Below are 18,223 nucleotides of genomic sequence, written 5' to 3'. Positions count from 1 at the left end.
TCGGGCCCGCCGCCTGGCCGTGGGCTTTCGGCGTTTCGGCCCCGGCCACCCCGGCCCTACTGGCCGCCGCCCGAATGCGAATGCGCGGCTGTTGTTGCGCTTGTTGCAGCTGTTGCTAGCCCCGGCCGCCTAAGCCGCCTGCCCAAGCCCGGCCCCGGGTGGCCCTCCTCTCCCCCTTGCGCTTCCTGCTTGTGCCTGCTCTGGCTTCGGGCCGGCGCGCCCGTTTCGCGGATTTTGCCCGCCGCAACCCCTGGATTCGTGCGCCAAAACCGGTGCCGAAAAACGAAAAACCAACCACTAAAAACGAAATAGCCATGTCCTCCAGCCACCACTTCGAAACCCTGCAACTCCACGCCGGCCAGCAGCCCGACCCCGTTACCGGTTCGCGGGCCGTGCCGCTTTACCAGACCACCAGCTACGTGTTCAAGAGCGCCGAGCACGGGGCCAACCTGTTTGCACTCAAGGAATTCGGTAACATCTACACCCGCCTGATGAACCCCACGACCGACGTGTTCGAGCAGCGGGTGGCGGCGCTGGAAGGCGGCGTGGCGGCGCTGGCGGTGTCGTCGGGGCAGGCGGCCCAGTTTATCGCCCTCAACAACCTGCTCCAGGTCGGCGACAATTTCGTGAGCTCGACCCACCTCTACGGCGGCACCTACAACCAGTTCAAGGTGGCCTTCAAGCGCCTGGGCATCGAGGTGCGCTTCGCCAACGGCGACGAGCCCGCCGCCTTCGCGGCCCTCATTGACGAACGCACCAAGGCTATCTACCTCGAAACCATCGGCAACCCCAGCTTCAGCATTCCCGATTTTGAGGCCATTGCCACCATTGCCCGCGAGCACGATTTGCCGCTGGTGGTGGATAACACCTTCGGGGCGGGCGGCTACCTGTTCCGGCCCCTGGAACACGGCGCGCACATCGTGGTGGAGTCGGCCACCAAGTGGATTGGCGGGCACGGCACGAGCGTGGGCGGCGTTATCGTGGACGGCGGCACCTACGACTTCGGCAACGGCAAGTTTCCGCAGTTCTCCGAGCCTTCTGAGGGCTACCACGGCCTCGTGTTCAGCGACACGTTCGGCAAAAACGGGCCGTTCGGCAACATCGCCTTCATCATCCGGGCGCGGGTGGAAGGGCTGCGCGACTTCGGCCCGTCGCAGAGTCCGTTCAACTCGTTTCTGCTGCTCCAGGGGCTTGAAACGCTGAGTCTGCGGGTAGAGCGCACCGTGGAAAACGCGCTGCGCATCGCCACCTGGCTGGAGCAGCATCCGCAGGTGGAGGCCGTGAACTACCCCGGTCTGCCCTCCAGCCCTTACCACCAACTGGCCCGCAAGTACCTCAAGCGCGGCTACGGCGGCGTGCTCACCTTCGCCCTCAAAGGCAGCAAGCACACGGCCACGCAGTTCATCGACAGCCTGAAGCTAATCAGCCACCTGGCCAACGTGGGCGACGCCAAAACGCTCATCATCCAGCCCGCCGCCACCACCCACCAGCAGCTTTCCGAAGAGGCCCAGCAGGCAGCCGGCGTCACGCCCACCCTGCTGCGCCTCTCGCTCGGCATCGAACACTTCGACGACATCCGGGCCGATTTGCAGCAGGCCTTCGACGCCGTTCAGAATGCCGCCACGCCCGATACTATCCAGGACGAACCCCTGCCCGAGCCGGTAGCCGAGCGCGAGCAGCCGCTGGAAGTGTAGCCGCCACCCCACCCCACGGCCCCCTCCCCTCCGGGAGAGGGGGTGCGTTCAACGAATTATTCGAACTCGCCTTCTAGCTCGCGTCAGGCTCCCCCTCTCCCGGAGGGGAGGGGGCCGGGGGGTGGGGTAAACGTCAGAATTCAAAAACCACCACATGCCGACCCACCACTTTCAACTCCCGCACCCGCTGCCCCTCGAAAACGGCGGCCAGCTAACCCACCCCACCGTCGCCTACCAGACCTGGGGGCAGCTGAACGCGGCCCGCGACAATGTGGTGTGGGTGTGCCACGCCCTGACGGCCAACGCCGACGCGGCCGACTGGTGGCCGGGCCTGGTGGGGCCGGGCCGGTACTTCGACCCGGCCGACTGGTTTATCGTGTGCGCCAACGTGCTGGGCTCCTGCTACGGCAGCACCGGCCCGCTCACGCCCGACCCCGAAACCGGCCAGGCGGCTTTCCAGGCGTTTCCGCTGCTGACCGTCCGGGATATGGTGGCGGCCCACGAGGCGTTGCGCACGGAGCTGGGGCTGGCGCGGGTGCATACGCTGGTGGGCGGCTCGCTGGGCGGGCAGCAGGCCATCGAGTGGGCGGTGCAGCAGCCGGCGGTGTTTGAAAACCTGGTGCTGCTGGCCACCAACGCCCGGCATTCGGCCTGGGGCATTGCCTTCAATGAGGCCCAGCGGCTGGCTGTTTTCGCCGACCCTACCTACCAGCAGAATACCCCTTCCGGGGGCGCGGCCGGACTGCGGGCAGCCCGCGCCGTGGCCCTGCTCAGCTACCGCAGCTACCCCGCCTACGGCCGCACCCAAACCGAGCCCACCGACGAACTGCTCACCGATTTCCGGGCCGCCGCCTACCAGCGCTACCAGGGCGACAAGCTGGCGGCCCGCTTCGACGCCTACAGCTACGTGACCCTCACCCGGGCCATGGACAGCCACAACGTGGGTCGCGGCCGGGGCGGCGTGGCGGCGGCCCTGGGCCGGGTGCGGGCCCGCACGCTGGTCATCGGCATCACCTCCGACGTGCTGTTTCCGGTGGCCGAGCAGCAGGAGCTGGCCCGCCACATTCCGGGGGCCATGTACGCCGAAATGGACTCAACCTACGGCCACGACGGCTTCCTGCTGGAGGCCGCCCAAATTATCCGCTTCCTCGAACGATTTCACGCGCTGACCTATGCCCACTAACGCTATTGCCCCGTCTCATTCCGCTCCTGCCGCGGCTGCCGTCGCCGCTTCTCCTGCCGCTGCGGCGGCGGCCCGGCCCTGGCGCGTCGGCCTTATCGGTTTCGGCTGCGTGGGCCAGGGCCTGCACGATATCCTGGCGCGGCACCCGGCCAGCGGCTTCGTTATCAGCCGCATCGTGGTGAAGAGCCCGACCAAGCTCCGCCCGCTGCCGGCCAGCCGCTTCGAGTTCGATGCCACCGCGCTGCTGGCCGACGACTCGCTCGACGTGCTGGTGGAGGTGATTGACGATGCCGCCGCGGCCTTTACGTTCGTAGCCGCCGCCCTGCGCCGGGGCCGACGGGTGGTAACGGCCAACAAGGCCATGCTGGCCCGCCACCTGCCCGAGCTGGTGGCCCTGCAGCGCGCCCACGGCAGCACCTTATTATATGAGGCGGCCGTGTGCGGCAGCATTCCGGTAGTCCGCACGCTCGACGCCTACTTCGGGGCCGAGCCCCTGCGGCGGCTGACGGGCATTCTCAACGGCTCGTCGAACTACGTGCTCACCCGCATGGGCAACAGCGGCACCGACTACGCCCCGGCCCTGGCCCAGGCCCAGCAGCTGGGCTTCGCCGAAACCGACCCCAGCCTCGATATGGGCGCCTTCGACCCGCGCGCCAAGGCCGTGCTGCTGGCCGCCCACGCCTACGGGGTATTCCTCGACCCCGAGCAGGTGCTCAACCTGGGCATCGAAGGCATTGCCGCCACCGATATTGCCTTTGCCGCCAGCCGGGGCCAGAAAATAAAGGTAGTGGCCGGCCTCCAGCGCCTGCCCGACGGCCGCGTGACGGCCCTGGTCACTCCGCAGCTGGTAGGGTCCGGGTCGCCGCTTTTTGGGGTGGATGAGGAGTTCAACGGCGTGGTCATCGAGGCCGACTTCGCGGGCGAGCAGTTCCTGCGGGGGCGCGGGGCCGGCGGGCACCCCACCGGCTCGGCCGTGCTGGCCGATTTGGCCGCCCTGCGCCAGGGTTTCGCCTACCAGTACGCCAAAACCGCCGCCCCGCCCACCCACGCCACCGACCTGGAAATCGAAATCTACCTGCGCACCGCCGAGCCCCGGCTCATCGACCTGCTCGATTTCAGCGAAGTGTCGGAAGAAGCCGACGAGGACGGCTACGTGGTCGGCTACGTGGCCCTAGCCCACCTCATCACCCACCGCGACCTGCTGCGCGAATACGGTGCCTTCATCGTGCGCACCGGCCAGCTGCGGCCCGTGGGCGAGGCCGCCGAAGCAACTGAGGCGGCCGAAGCGGCGCTGGAAACGGCCGGCCGCGGCTGGTAGGCCGGGTTTCGCAGCCTGTTTTTTCGTTTCTGAAAAACAGGCTGCAAAACTGAGGCAAAGGGCTTGTAGAGACGCGACCCTTCGCGTCTCGGCGTTGAACGGCCCGTACGACGCGACTTCCCTAACGTCCGCAACGATTGAGACGCGAAGGGTCGCGTCTCTACATCTCGTTCTCCAAGCCGCTATCGGAAACCTAGGGCGCCGACCCGGCAGCCGCCGAAGCTGCGGCCGGCAGCGGCAGGTTTTCCGGCGGGGCCGCCCCTACCGAGTCGGCCGGGGTGGCGGCCAGCGGCACCCGGCGCGGGGGCAGCGCGGCTGTGGCTACGGCGGTGCGGCGCGGGTTGAGGGCGGCGGCCAGCAGCGGGCCGGGCGCGCCGGCTCCGAGCAGCGGGCGCAGAAAGTCGCGCATCGGCACGAACACCGAGTCGATATACGTCGGCTCGAAGGAGTAGGGCACGTGGCCGGCGCCGCGCAGGGGGCGCAACACGTTGGGCACCCCCACGGCCTGGGCGCGACGGCGCAGCACCGCGCTGCCCGCCACCACCTGGGCCGGCAGCGGGCCGCCAATGAGGCCGCGCTGGTAGGGTACAATCCCGTCGCGGGTGCCGTGGATGCTGAGCAGCGGCGCGTCGCCGGCCTGGAGCCACTCGGCCCGGGCCAGGGCCCCGCACAGGTTGATGACGCCGCGTGGGCGGCTGCTGTAGCCCGCGTTGCCGCCGCTGCCTTCGAGGCCACCCAGCGCCGCCAGGTTCAGGTAGGCGGGCACTTCGGCGGCTTTGTCGAGGTAGGCCGTTTGCAGGGCCATAAAGGCCCCGGCCGACGAGCCGCCCACGAAAATGTAGCGGCCATCGACCCTGAACCGCCGGGCCGTGGCGGCGTCGTGGCGGAAGAAGCGCACGGCGGCGCGCATGTCCTGGGTGGCCCGGATGGCGGCCCGGCCGATGCCCACGCTGTCGAAGGGAAAGAACAGCAGCCGGTAGTCGATGCTGGCGGCCGTGTAGCCCAGCCGGGCCAGGCGGGTGCACAACTCGGTCATCACCGCATCGTCGCGGGTGCCGGTTGCGAACGCCCCTTCGTGGGCCAGCAGCACCAGCGGGCGGCGGCGCACGGTATCGCCAGCCGGCTCGTAGAAATCGAGGTAGAGCGGCTGCGTTTGGCCCAGCAGGCCACTCACCTGAGCAAACTCCACGTTGCGCCGCACCTTCACCTGGCTGAACAGCGGGCGGTGGTAGCGGCCCCGGGTGGTATCGGGCGGGGCCGGCTGGGCTGGCAGCAGGGTGGGGGCCAGAAGGCCAATCAAGAGGAAAAACAGGAGAAGTAAGCGCACGGGTGGGTAACGTGGAAGGGACGGAGTTTAGTTGTTGGTGAAAGAACGTCATTCTTCGCTGCGCTCTGAATGACGTTCTTTCACCAACAACTATCAACGGCCAGCTACTTTTGCCCCCATGCCTACCATCGCCCCGCCCCCACTCCGCCCCCACGACCAGGTAGCCATCGTCTGCCCCGCCCGGGCGGCCTCGCACGCCGAACTGGCCGCGGCCGTAACCACGCTCGAAAGTTGGGGCCTGCGCGTGCGGCTGGGCACCAGCACCAACGTGGCCGAGCACCAGTTCGGCGGCGCCGACGAAGTACGGCGCCAGGACCTCCAGCAGCAGCTCGACGACCCCGAAATCCGGGCTGTTTTCTGCGCCCGGGGCGGCTACGGCACCACCCGAATCATCGATGGGCTCGACTTCACCCAGTTTGCCCAACACCCCAAATGGGTGGCCGGCTTCTCCGATATTACCACGCTCAACTGCCACCTGCTGGCCCGCGGCTTTCAGAGCATTCACGGCGTGATGCCGCTGCTGTTCAACCAGGAAGGCGGGACCGAATCGTTGGCGAGTTTGCGGCGGGCGCTGTTTGGTGAGGCCCTGGCCTACGAAGTGCCGGCCCACCCGCTCAACCGCTTCGGCACCGCTACCGGCGAGCTGGTGGGCGGCAACCTGAGCATCCTGCAAACCCTCACCGGCACCGCCTCCGACGTATCGACAGCGGGCCGCATTCTGTTCCTGGAAGACATCGACGAGTACCTCTACGCCATCGACCGGATGCTGGTGCACCTCGACCGCACCGGCAAGTTGGCCGGCCTGGCCGGCTTATTAGTAGGCCACTTCACCAACCCCCAGGACAATACCATCCCCTTCGGCCGCACGCCGGGCGAAATCATCCAGCACTACGCCGCCAGGTACGCTTTCCCGGTAGCCCACAGCTTCCCCGTCGGCCACGAGCCGCAGAATATGGCGCTGGTAGTGGGCCAGGAAGTTCGGCTGACGGTGGACGAGGCCGGGGCGAGCTTGACGAGCTTGTAGCGCGAAAATCTGTTTCGCGACGAGCACAGCGAGTATCCCGTAAGTACGTTCTGGCAGTTTACTCGCTGTGCTCGTCGCGAAACAGATTTTCGCGCTACAGACGCTTTAGCAGCCCCGGCAGGCCTTCTTTGTCGAACAGAATCCGGCCGATTTTAAGTTGCGACCAGCCGGGTTGCAGGCGGTAGGAAAACACCGGCAGGCCATCTTGCAAATTACATTCGATGCAGAACGTGCGGCGGCCGGGTTGGGCAGGTAGCTGGCTTTCGAGCTGGAGCAGGTGAGTTGAAATCAGAAAGCACGAGCGCGGAAAGGCCGCCAGCCCGGCCACGGTGGCGCGGGTAATATCGAGCGCGTCATCCACGTTGGTGCCCCGAAACAGCTCATCGAACACGGCGAATACCCGGCCCGGACCCTGGGCAGCTTGCAGCACGGCTTTCAGGTTGCGGATTTCGGCCAGGAAGTGGCTGTAACCGCCGCTGAGGCTGTCGGCCAGGTTGATGGCCACCACGATGGACGAGTAGAACGGCAGCCGGGCCGTGGCGGCCGGCACGCCCAGGCCCGCGTGGGCCAGGTACACGCACAGCCCCAGGGCCTTAAGCAAGGTCGATTTGCCCGACATATTCGGCCCCGTCAGCAGCAGCACGTTGTCGTGGGCGTCGAGGGCCAGCGTGTTCTTCACCGGAGCCGGCAGCAGCGGATGGTAGAAATCGGCTAAATACAGGCCGGCGGACTGAAACCCGGGAAACGTGAAGCCCAGTTGGTGCAGGCCTTTCGCCACCGACCAGCAGGCTTCGAGCCAGAAAAAGGCGGACCAGAATTCGGCTAGTTCCTGCTCGCTTACCTCGTGCAGTTGCCGGGCGAAGTCCACCATGCGGGCGGCCGAAAACTGGTCCTAGGCCACGGCTTCGGCGACCGAGTTCAGGCTGAAGCGCTCCAGAAACCGGGTGATGAGGGCGAGGCGGGCGCAGGCGAAGGGCGGCAGTCCGGCCGGCTCCAGGCGGCGGAAATAGTGCTGCTCCAGCCGGTGCAGTAATGTAATGGCCTGCACGTAGCGGGCCCGGGTGCGGTAGCGCGTTTCCTCACTTACCAGCAGCCGCGCCGCCAGCCGCACCCGGCTGGTTTCCAGCACCAACTGCCCGCTTACCACTTCGTGCAAAAACCGCTGCACTTCGGCCAGTTGAATGCGGGAGTAGCTGAACTCGCCGATAACGTCCCACTGGCTCAGCAGCGCCCGAAACACCGCCTGTTTCTCCCGCACCAGCTCCGGGCTGGCCGGCAGCTCCCGCAACAGCCCGCGCACCGCTTTCTCGGCCGCGTGGCAGTGGGTGAAGTTGAACAGCGGCAGGATATCGGCATCGAGCCGCAGGTCGTCAACGAGGAGCATTTTTTGGAGCTGCTTTTTTGAGCTGTTGGCTTTTAGCTGATAGCTATTAGCTTTTGTTCTGACTGGCAGAATTTTGCGGGTAGTCCGGCTTGATTTCCTGCTCGATGATGTGCCGCGTAATGAGCCGTGAGAAAAGCAGTAACGCCAGAAGCCCCGGCAGCTTGCGTTGCCAGGGCTCTTTTGCATTTCAGATTCACTTTTAGAAAAGCCGCTTGGGCCACTTAGGGCCACCATCCGCCTCATTCGGCGGAAGCTAATAGCTCAAAAACTACTCGCCGTAAATCACCGTCAGCACTGTCTGGCCCACGGCCTGGAGGGTGCGCCGGTCGATGACGCTCATGTTGTCCTGGGTGGTGTGGTGGTAGGGCTGGAACTCGCCGTTGGGTAGAAAGTCGATGATGTCGATGGTCCGGACGCCGGCCTGGTTGGTGTACACATGGTCGTCGTCAACCGAAAAACCATCAGCAAAGAGGAAAAAGTCGGAAAAACCGAGCTGTGAGGCTGTATTCCAGACTTTCTCCACCACGTCGGGGGCCTTTTCGCGCGAGAGGCCCTCGCGGCTGAACTTGGCGCCCTTCGCCCCTACCATATCGAGCAGGATGCCGAAGTTGGGCTTGTAGTTAGCGGGCACCACGTTCTTGGCCCAATATTGCGAGCCCAGGCACCACGTATCCTGGCTGCCGAGCAGGTTCTTTTTGTCGGCCTGCGTTACGCCGTCGTAGCCATAGTCCTCCGAGTCGAAGAGGATGAAATCGACGCCTACGCCAGGGGCCAGGCTATCGGGCTGGGCGGCCAGCACGCGGGCCAGCTCCAGGGCTACGGCCACGCCGCTGGCCCCGTCGGAGGCGCCATCGAGCGGGGCGTTCTTGTTCTCGGTGTCCTTGTCGGCGAAGGGGCGGGTGTCCCAGTGGGCAAACACGGCAACCCGGCGCGGGGCCGCGGGGTTGTAGCGGGCAATAATGTTGCGCGACTTCAGAATGTTGCCATCAAAAGCCTTCGCCTCAAAAGGCTGCTCCTGCACCGTGAGGCCATACTTCTTGAACTGCCCGATTATCCAGTCGCCGGTTTTTACGTGGGCCGCCGTGTTGGGCACCCGGGGCCCGAAAGCCACTTGCCGGGCCGTATAAGCATAGGCCGAATCGGCGTTGAAGGCGGGCGTTTTGGGCAGGGCGGCGGCTTCGGTGGCCACCGTATCGGTGGTGTCTTTCTGGCCGGGACAGCCGGTGAGCAGCAGCAGGCCCGCCAGCGCGGCCGGGGCAAGTCGGAGGATGGTTTTCATGGGACAGAAACGCTTCTAATAAATGGAGCGGTAGGCGTTGAGCTACAAGCCGCAAGCTACAAGCTTTTGTTCCTATGGCCGATACTTGCAGCTTGCGGCTTGCAGCTCAACGCCTGCCGCTTTCCTACTCCTCACTGTACGCCCAGTCGACGCCGGTTTTGGTGTCCTTCACCACGATGCCCTGCTGCTTGAGCGCGGCCCGGATTTCGTCGACCTTGCCGTAGTCTTTGGCGGCTTTGGCTTCCTGGTAGAAGTGCAGCGTGAGGCCCAGCAGGTCCTCGGCGCTGGCGCGGGGCTCGTCGCGCAGGCCCAGCACGTCCTGCACCAGCGTGCGGTAGGTGGCGGTAGCTTCGGCCAGGGCGGCGGGGCTCACCTGGGCCAGCGTGTCGGGCTTGGCGGCGTAGCCATTCAGCTTGCGCAGCAGGTTGAACAGGCTAGCCAGGGTGCGGGCCGTGTTCAGGTCGTCGTTGAGGCCCGCGAAGCAGTCGGCGGCCAGCTTGCGCAGCTCGGCGTCGGCGGCGCTGGTGTCGGCGGCGGCTCCGAGGCCCTGGGGCAGTTGCAGCTTGTCGAGCAGGCGCAGGCCGTTCATCAGCTTGCGGTAGCCCTTGCCGGCGGCCTGCAAGCCCTCGTCGGTAATATCGACGGGGCTGCGGTAGTGGGCCTGGAGCAGGAAGAAGCGGGCCGTCATGGGCGAGTAGGCCTGGGCCAGCACCTCATTCTCGCCGCTGAACAGCTGGCTGATGGTGATGAAGTTGCCTGCCGACTTGCTCATCTTCTGGCCATTCACGGTAATCATGTTGTTGTGCATCCACACCCGGGCCTCGTTGGTGGGGTGCTCGCAGGCCTGGCTCTGGGCAATTTCGCACTCGTGGTGCGGAAACATGAGGTCGAGTCCGCCACCGTGGATGTCAAATTCGGCGCCGAGGTACTTGCGGCTCATGGCCGAGCATTCGAGGTGCCAGCCGGGGAAACCTTCGCCCCAGGGCGAGGGCCAGCGCATGAGGTGGCGCTCATCGGCCCGCTTCCAGAGGGCGAAATCCAGCGGGCTGCGCTTCTCGTCTTGGCCCGTGAGGTTGTCGCGCGAGCCGGCCAGCAACTCCTCCACCACCCGGTTCGAGAGCTTGCCATATTCGTTGCCGGCGGCGTTGTAAGCGGGCACATCAAAGTACACCGAGCCGTTTACCTCGTAGCCGAAGCCGTTGGCTATAATCTGCTCCACCATCTCGATTTGCTCGATGATGTGGCCGCTGGCGCGGGGCGTGATGTCGGGCGGCAGGCAGCCCAGGGCCGCCATGTGGTCCTGGTACAGGTTGGTGTAGCCCTCGGCCACTTCCATCGGCTCCACCTGCCGGGCGCGGGCAATGCGGCCGATTTTGTCCTCGCCCTCGTCGGCATCGTCAACGAGGTGGCCTACGTCGGTAATGTTGCGCACGTAGCGCACCGTATACTCCAGGTAGCGCAGGTAGCGCGTGAGCACGTCGAACACCACCGGGCCCCGGGCATTGCCCACGTGGGCCTCGCTATACACCGTCGGGCCGCACAGGTACACGCCCACGAAGGGCGCATTTAGCGGTTCGAATGGGGCTTTCTGGCGGGTAAGCGTATTGTAGAGCGAGAGAGACATATATTGAACTGTTAGCTAACAGCTGATAGCTATTCGCTTTCGTTTTTGATTTACAGGGAATTCCGCTTGGTTGAAGGCGACGTCTGGGCGTGCGTGGGGGCGATGCAAAAGTAACGGCAGTTTTCCAGAGTGCGGGGAAACAACAAAACCCCAACCAATCGGCCCGAATTATGGCGAACAAAGTCTAAAAGCCAACTCAAACGGCACAAAAACCCGATTGGCTGGTCTATAAAGTTCAATCGGTGGTTTATAAAGACCAGCAGCCAGTATAAAACAGCGGGGTGATTAAGCCTCCTGCGGCGTTCCGCATTGTTCAGCACCACGGGCCATTCCAACCCACTGCTACTGCGGCTCCGTTTTCGGCATCAGCTGGTAGGTGGCCGTGGTAGGGAAGTGGTCGGAGTAAGGGATTTCGTAGTTCACCCAGAAGTCGCGCACCTGCCAGCGGGGACTGGCAAACTGGTTGTCGATGCGCAGGAAGGGAATCCGGCCGTTGTAGGTGCTGCCCACGCCGTTGCCCACGGCCGTCCAGGCGTTCTGGAAGTGGTCGGCCAGCTGGTCGTAGCTGTAGCTGTAGGGCACGTCGTTGAGGTCGGCGCAAAGCAGCATCGGGTAGGGGCACTTGGCGAAGCGGGCCACCAGCGTATCAATCTGGGCGTGCCGCAGCACGGCCCCGCGCTTGAAGCGCCGCAGCAGCCCCAAGCCCTTCTTTTTCAGGCCCGACTTGCTGGAGTAGCTGTCCACGATGTCGCGCTCGTCCATGCTCATGCTCTGCAGATGGAAGCTGTACACCCGGATGGTATCCTGGCTGGGCAGCTGCAGATCAACCCACATGCCGTGGTTCTGGGTGAGCTTGCCGAACTGAATGGTGCCGCGGCTCACGATGGGAAAGCGCGAGAAGATGGCCATGCCGAACTCGGCCCCGGCGCCGTTGGTGAGCGTCTTCGACAGAAACGACTCGCGCCCGGCCTGCTTGCCGATTTTCTCCATCGTCCGGAACACGTTGCCATCAGCCGATTTGGTGCCGATGGGCTCGTTGTAGAACTCCTGCAAACACAGTACGTCGGCCGGATTTTCGGCCAGCCAGCGCACCATCTCCTTCGAGGATTGCAGGCCGTTGTTGCGCAGCTGCGGGTACACGTTGAAGATGCGCACGTTGGCCGACAGCACCTGCACCACCGGCCCGGCGGTGGCCGGCTCGGCGGCCGTGGTCAGGCGCAACGGGTGCAAAGCCAGCCCGCGCTGGAAGTGGGGCCACGTGAGCACGGCCAGCGCCAGCGGCAACAGCGCCACCGGCCAGCGCCGCAGCAGCCAGTAGCCGGCCGCCAGCAGGTTCAGGGCCAGGGCCACGGGCAGCGTGAGGGCCCCGAAAATGGCCGGCCAGAAAGTGTAGGCTGGCAGCTGCTCGCAGGCAATGGCCAGCAGCACCCACCCCATCACCAGCAAAGTGCACTTGAAAGCAAACGAACGACGCACGGGCAACTCTTTTCTACCAACCTTCGGCTGGTAAGCAAAGGTAGTTCTTCCGGTCGGGCCCCGCATTACCGGCCCCTGTTGGCAGCCAAGTTTATAACGGGTTTGCGCGGCCGGTTTTGTATCTTCCCGGGCATTTTATCCTTCTCTATATGAATAGACTACTACTGCTTTGGCTGTGTTTGCTGCTGCACCTGCCGCTGGCCGGCGCGCCCCGCCCCGCTGCCGCGCCGGGCCCCGGAAAAACGCTGGAATTCGTAGAAAACAAGGGCCAGTGGCCCAAAATTGTGCGTTACCAGGCCGAGCTGCCCGGCGGGCGGCTCTACCTTACGTCCACCGGCTTCACCTATTCGTTTCTGAGCGCGGCCACCTTCGGGCAGCTCAACCATCACCAGAGCGAAGGCGGGGACACCGACCAGCCACGGCCGACTACGGCGGCGCCCGCCGAGGCCCGTGGCCATGCCTATACGGTGTCGTTTGAGGGCGGCAACGCCCGGGCCGCGCTGCTGCCCGAGCAGGCCACGGCCGGCACGCGCAACTACTTTTTGGGCAGCAACCCGCGCGAGTGGGCCAGCGGCGTAACCGGCTACCGGCAGGTGCGCTACCAGGGCGTGTACCCCGGCATTGAGGTGCGGGTGTACGAAAACGCCGGCCAGCACCTCGAGTACGACTTCGAGCTGGCCCCTGGCGCCAAGCCCGACAACATCCGCCTGCGCTACGCCGGCCCCGACGCCGTACGCCTTTCGGCCGAGGGCCAGCTGCTGATTGAAACCAGCGTGGGCACCATCGTCGAGCAGGCGCCCCTGGCCTGGCAGACCACAGCCGCGGGCCGGCGGCTGCCCGTGAGCTGCCGCTTCGAGCTGCGGGGCGCCACCGTGGGCTTCCGCCTGGGCAGCTACGACCCCAAGCTGTCGCTGACCATCGACCCGACTGTGCTGTTTTCGTCGTTTACCGGCTCGCTGGCCGACAACTGGGGCTTCACGGCCACCTACGACGCGCAGGGCAATATGTACTCGGGCGGCGTGGCTTTCGGGCCGGGCTACCCGGTATCAACGGGCGCGTTCCAGACCAGCTTCGCGGGTATGGCCGACGTGGCCATCATCAAGTATAAGGTAACCACCAGCGGCCCGGCGGCCCGCCTCTACGCCACCTACCTGGGCGGGGCCCGCACCGATGCGCCCCACAGCCTGGTCGTGAACGGCCGCAACGAGCTGGTAATTCTGGGTAGCACCGGCTCAAACAACTTCCCCGTAATTGCGCCGGCGGCCCAGCGCTCCTTCCGGGGCGGGCAGCCGGTGAACCCGCTGGGCGGCGGGGTGCTCGACCAGACGGGCTACCCCGAAGGTTCCGACCTGTTTGTGGCCACGCTCGGCCCCGACGGCAACCGGCTGCTGGCCGCCACCTACCTGGGCGGCTCGGCCAACGACGGACTCAACCTGAACCTGGCCAACAACTACGGCGACCAGTTCCGGGGCGACGTGCTCACGGACGGCGACAACAACGTGTACATTGCCTCCACGACCAGCAGCGCCGACTTTCCGGTGGCCGGGGCCCTGCAGAAAACCCTGCGCGGGGCCACCGACGCGGTAGTCTGCCAGCTGCCCCGCCTGCTCGACCGCCTGAACTGGAGCACCTACCTGGGCGGCACCGGCGCCGATGCGGCCTTTTCCTTGCAGCTCACACCCGAGCGCCTGCTGTACGTGGGCGGCGCCAGCACCGGCACGGATTTCCCCACGGTGGCGGGCAGCCTGCAGCCCCAGGCGGCGGGCGGACGTGAGGGTTTTGTGGTGGCCCTGGCCCCGGGCGGCGGCAGCCTGCGCCACGGCACCTACCTGGGTACCTCGGCCGACGAGCTGGCCTTTTTTGTGCAGCTCGACAACAGCGGCGACGTGTACGTGCTGGGCCAGACCAACTCCAAGGCCTACCCCAAAACGCCCGGCCTCTACGGCACGCCCGGCGCCCAGCAGTTTATTCATAAGCTCGACGCCACGCTCAGCACCACCATGTTCAGCACCACGTTCGGCTCGGCCCAGTCGGAGCACGAACTGTCGCCCACTGCTTTTCTGGTCGATGACTGCGAGCGGGTGTACGTGGCGGGCTGGGGCGGCTCGACCAACCGGGGCTACAGCACCGGCACCACCCGCAACCTGCCCGTTACGCCCGACGCCGCCCAGCGCACCACCGACGGCAACGACTTCTACCTGGCTGAATTCGCGGCCGGCCTCACCAAGCTCGAATACGCCACGTTTTATGGCGAGCAGGGCGGCCGCGGCGAGCACGTGGATGGCGGCACATCGCGCTTCAGCAAGAAAGGCGTGGTGTACCAGGCCGTGTGCGGCGGCTGCGGCGGCACCCAGGGTTTCCCGGTGCCGCCGGGCGCCAGTTTCTATACCGACCGCAACGGCAGCAGCAACTGCAACAACGCCGCCTTTGCCATCAACTTCGACATCATTACCGCCGACCCCGGCGCCACCCGCTACGCCTGCGCCTCCGATGGGCCGGTGCTGCTGGGCGGGCAACCGGCGGGCGGCACCTGGAGCGGCCCCGGCGTGGTGCGCCGCCCCGATGGGCGCTACGAGTTCCGGCCCACGCCCGAGCTGGTGGGCCGCAACGTGCTCCAGTACACGGTGCAGGCCACCGGCATCTGCGTAAGCACCCGCCCCATGGCCCTGATTGTGGCCAAGCCGCTACCGGTAACGCTGGCCCCGCTGGCTCCTGTGTGCGCCACGGCCGGCCCGGTAACGCTGCAGGGCACGCCGGCGGGCGGCACCTGGAGCGGCCCGCGGGGCCTGAGCGGCAGCACCTTCGACCCGCGCCTGTCGGGGCCGGGCACGTTCACGCTCACCTACTCCATCAGCGACACGCTGGCCTGCGGAGCGGCCAGCACCACCATCACCGTCAATGCCCCGGCCGTGCCCAAAGCCGGTCCCGACCTGACGCTGTGCGCCTACGAAACCACGCCCTTCCAGCTGACAGGGGCCACGCCGGCGGGCGGCACCTGGAGCGGCCCCGGCGTGACGGCCGCCGGCCTGTTCACGCCCCCCGATACCCGCCTGCGGGGCGGCATTTTCACGCTCACCTACACCATAAATGAGAGCGGCTGCGCCGTTACAGCCACCCGGCGGGTGCTGCTGGCCCCCTCGCCCACCACCGACGCGCCGCTGCAGGTGCCCGTGTGCGAGCGGTATCCGCAGTTCACCGGCCTCGCCCCGCTTACGCTCACCATGAAGCCGGTGCTGACGGGCGGCACCTACGAGTGGGATTTTGGCGACGGCAGCCCCCACTCGACGGAGGAAAACCCCGAGCACGTATTCACCCAGCCCGGCCGGTACACCGTGCGCCTGGTGGCCCGCTACGCCAACTGCACCGTCGAAACCAGCTTCGCGCCGGTTATCGTCAACCGCACCTTCGTGCCCAACATCATCACGCCCAACCGCGACAAGGAAAACCAGACGTTCATGCCCTACTTCAGCTGCCGCACCACGCAGCTGAGCCTGTACAACCGCTGGGGCAGCAAGGTGTACGAAACGGCCGACTACCACGACGACTGGCAGGCCACGGGCCTGCCCGATGGCGTATATTATTATCAGCTGAAAGACGCCGACGGCCGCACCGCCAAGGGCTGGCTGACCGTGCTGCGGTAGCGTCGGCGGCTTGTTTGCGGCAATTTCTTGTTGTACCTTTGCCCCACAAGTTGACGCAAGACCAGAGGGGACGTATCGTCCCCTCTTTCTTTTTCCTGCCCCTACCCGGGCCCGCTGCCTATGACCCTCGACCGTAACCTGCTGCTGGAAATGCTGCGCGATAGTCTGCCCCTTGAAGGCACCCTGTTCGCGGTAGATTTGACCGTTTCGGACTCCGTACGGCCCAAAGTAACCGTCACGCTCGACGGCGAGCAGGGCCTGGGCATTGATGAGTGCGCCCAGGTAAGCCGCCGGCTGGCCCGCCGCATCGAGGAGCACTACGGCGACGAGCTCAGCTACACGCTCGAAGTAACCTCGCCCGGCGCCGACCAGCCCCTGCGCGACCCGCGCCAGTACGCCCGCCACGTGGGCCGCACCCTGCATTTGAAGCTGCAGGACGGCACCGAGAAAACCGGCAAGCTCGAAGCCATCCTGCCCGAGGGCGCCGGCATCGAGCTGGCCGAAATCGTGAAAGAAAAACACAAGGAAAAAACCCTGCCCGCAGTGGTCGTGCCCTTCGCCGACATCACCGAGGGCGTCGTGGTCATTTCGTTTAAGTAAATCGCTGATTTGCGCTGATTGATCTTATTTCACTGATTCTGGCGGGCTGTTCTCAATTTAGGTTAGCCCCTTGCCAGCAGCGGAAATGAAATTTAATGAGCGGTGAATAATCAGCGAAATCAAAAAAATCATTTTAAATCAGTGATTTATGAACAGCAGCGTCCTGATTGAATCGTTTGCCGAATTCGCCCGCTCGAAAAACATCGACCGGCCCACCATGATGAGCATCCTGGAGGAAGTATTCCGCACGATGATTCGCAAGAAGTACGACGACGACTCCAACTTCGACGTTATTCTCAACGTGGACCAGGGCGACCTGGAAATCTGGCGCAACCGCGAAATCGTGGACGACAACTCGGAGGATATCTGGGATTTCGACAAGATTCCGCTGGCTGAGGCGCAGAAGATTGAGCCCGACTTTGAGGTGGGCGAGGAAGTGGCCGAGGAAGTAAAGCTCGAAGACTTCGGCCGCCGCGCCGTGCTCATGGCCCGCCAGACGCTGATTCAGCGCGTGAAGGACCTGGAGCGCGACCTGCTGTACCAGACCTATAAGGATCAGGTGGGCGAAATTGTGGTGGGCGAAGTGTACCAGGTGTGGGGCCGCGAGGCGCTCATTCTCGACAAGGACGACAACGAGCTGAGCCTGCCCAAGGGCGAGCAGATTCCGAAGGACCGCTACCGCAAGGGCGACAACATCCGCGCCGTGGTGCACCGCGTGGATGTGCTCAACGGCACGCCCAAAATCATTCTGTCGCGCGCCGCGCCGGCTTTCCTGGAGCGCCTGATGGAGCAGGAAGTGCCTGAGATTTTCGACGGCCTCATCACCATCAAAAACATCGTGCGCGAGCCCGGCGAGCGGGCCAAAGTGGCCGTCGAGAGCTACGACGAGCGCATTGACCCTGTTGGTGCCTGCGTAGGCATGAAAGGCTCGCGGATTCATGCCGTGGTGCGCGAGCTCGAAAACGAGAACATCGACATCATCAACTACACCGACAACCTGGAGCTCTACATCGCCCGGGCTCTGTCGCCGGCCAAGCTCACGTCGATGAAAATCAACGAGCAGACCGGCCGCGTATCGGTGTTCCTGCGGCCCGACCAGGTAAGCCTGGCCATCGGCCGCGGCGGCGCCAACATCAAGCTGGCCTCGCGGCTGGTGGGCATGGAAATCGACGTGTTCCGCGACGCCGGCGACTTCGAGGAGGACATTGCCCTCGACGAGTTCAGCGACGAAGTGGAAAGCTGGATCATTGATGAGCTGAAGAAAATCGGCCTCGATACCGGCCGCGCCGTACTGGCAGTGAACATGGAAGACATTGTGCGCCGCACGGAGCTGGAAGAGGAAACTGTTGAGGAGCTGTTCCGTGTTATCCGGAACGAGTTCGACGACGAGGCCGAGTCTGAAAAGCCCCGCCCCCGCTTCGCCGACGACGAAGACGACGCGCCGGCCACCGACAGTGCCGCCACTCCGGACAACGCCGCCGACAGCCCCGCTGCCCCGGACAACGACAGCAACGAGGCCGCAGCCGACGAAACTCCGGTAGCCCACGCTTCGGCCGATGCCGTTGACATGACCGACGCCCCGGCCGAACCAGCCGAGGCCGACCAGGCGCCCGCCGAAACCACCGCAACGCAGCCCGCAACGGCCGCCGACGCGGATTCGGAGCCGCTTAAAA

At 65.3% G+C, this 18,223-nt stretch carries 12 protein-coding genes and 1 pseudogene; 7 read left to right on the top strand and 6 right to left on the bottom strand.

Annotated elements, in window-relative coordinates; all coding sequences use genetic code 11:
- Nucleotides 1-314 precede the first annotated feature (314 nt).
- From BMY67_RS01880 to BMY67_RS01870, 3 genes are all read left to right on the top strand, one after another.
- A complete protein-coding gene (locus BMY67_RS01880; RefSeq protein ID WP_092769541.1) occupies nt 315-1,694 on the top strand; it encodes an O-acetylhomoserine aminocarboxypropyltransferase/cysteine synthase family protein in 1,380 nt (459 codons plus the stop codon).
- Between the two features lie 154 nt (nt 1,695-1,848).
- Complete coding sequence (gene metX / locus BMY67_RS01875; protein WP_092767758.1) at nt 1,849-2,877, top strand: homoserine O-acetyltransferase MetX; 1,029 nt, start codon at nt 1,849-1,851, stop codon at nt 2,875-2,877.
- Complete coding sequence (locus BMY67_RS01870) at nt 2,867-4,195, top strand: homoserine dehydrogenase (protein WP_092767756.1); 1,329 nt, start codon at nt 2,867-2,869, stop codon at nt 4,193-4,195. Before metX ends, BMY67_RS01870 begins: the two co-directional genes overlap by 11 nt.
- A gap of 193 nt (nt 4,196-4,388) precedes the next feature.
- Here the strand turns inward: BMY67_RS01870 and BMY67_RS01865 are convergent, their stop codons facing one another.
- Nucleotides 4,389-5,495, bottom strand: coding sequence for an alpha/beta hydrolase (locus BMY67_RS01865; RefSeq protein ID WP_177189646.1), 1,107 nt, complete (start codon nt 5,493-5,495; stop codon nt 4,389-4,391).
- A 145-nt stretch (nt 5,496-5,640) separates the two neighbouring features.
- On the opposite strand from BMY67_RS01865, the gene BMY67_RS01860 reads away from it, so the two are divergent.
- On the top strand, nt 5,641-6,546 hold the full coding sequence (locus BMY67_RS01860; protein WP_092767752.1) for a S66 peptidase family protein: 906 nt from the start codon (nt 5,641-5,643) through the stop codon (nt 6,544-6,546).
- Between the two features lie 94 nt (nt 6,547-6,640).
- Here the strand turns inward: BMY67_RS01860 and BMY67_RS01855 are convergent, their stop codons facing one another.
- The 5 genes from BMY67_RS01855 to BMY67_RS01835 form a co-directional block, all read right to left on the bottom strand.
- Entirely contained in the window at nt 6,641-7,417 is a 777-nt protein-coding gene (locus tag BMY67_RS01855) for a MutS-related protein (protein ID WP_092767750.1), read from the bottom strand.
- Nucleotides 7,418-7,438: 21 nt separating this feature from the next.
- Nucleotides 7,439-7,930, bottom strand: coding sequence for a hypothetical protein (locus tag BMY67_RS01850; protein WP_092767748.1), 492 nt, complete (start codon nt 7,928-7,930; stop codon nt 7,439-7,441).
- Nucleotides 7,931-8,198: 268 nt separating this feature from the next.
- Nucleotides 8,199-9,209: a M28 family peptidase gene (locus tag BMY67_RS01845; protein WP_092767746.1), complete on the bottom strand. Its 1,011-nt coding sequence runs from the start codon at nt 9,207-9,209 to the stop codon at nt 8,199-8,201.
- Nucleotides 9,210-9,333: 124 nt separating this feature from the next.
- Nucleotides 9,334-10,833, bottom strand: coding sequence for a cysteine--tRNA ligase (gene cysS, locus BMY67_RS01840; protein WP_092767744.1), 1,500 nt, complete (start codon nt 10,831-10,833; stop codon nt 9,334-9,336).
- A 342-nt stretch (nt 10,834-11,175) separates the two neighbouring features.
- On the bottom strand, nt 11,176-12,309 hold the full coding sequence (locus BMY67_RS01835) for an endonuclease/exonuclease/phosphatase family protein (RefSeq protein WP_143069663.1): 1,134 nt from the start codon (nt 12,307-12,309) through the stop codon (nt 11,176-11,178).
- Between the two features lie 149 nt (nt 12,310-12,458).
- Here BMY67_RS01835 and BMY67_RS01830 point away from each other — a divergent pair, with 149 nt between their 5' ends.
- From BMY67_RS01830 to nusA, 3 genes and pseudogenes are all read left to right on the top strand, one after another.
- On the top strand, nt 12,459-15,950 hold the full coding sequence (locus tag BMY67_RS01830; RefSeq protein WP_092767741.1) for a DUF7948 domain-containing protein: 3,492 nt from the start codon (nt 12,459-12,461) through the stop codon (nt 15,948-15,950).
- Nucleotides 15,951-16,070: 120 nt separating this feature from the next.
- Nucleotides 16,071-16,550, top strand: coding sequence for a ribosome maturation factor RimP (locus tag BMY67_RS01825; protein ID WP_177189645.1), 480 nt, complete (start codon nt 16,071-16,073; stop codon nt 16,548-16,550).
- A 148-nt stretch (nt 16,551-16,698) separates the two neighbouring features.
- A pseudogene (gene nusA / locus BMY67_RS01820) lies at nt 16,699-17,934 on the top strand (transcription termination factor NusA); the annotation flags it as partial.
- Between the last annotated feature and the right edge of the window lie 289 nt (nt 17,935-18,223).

The sequence above is a fragment of the Hymenobacter actinosclerus genome, from assembly GCF_900111515.1.
Taxonomy (GTDB): Bacteria; Bacteroidota; Bacteroidia; order Cytophagales; family Hymenobacteraceae; genus Hymenobacter; species Hymenobacter actinosclerus.
The sequence above is the reverse complement of the archived record's forward strand: the minus strand, read 5'-3'. Positions and strand labels throughout refer to the sequence as shown.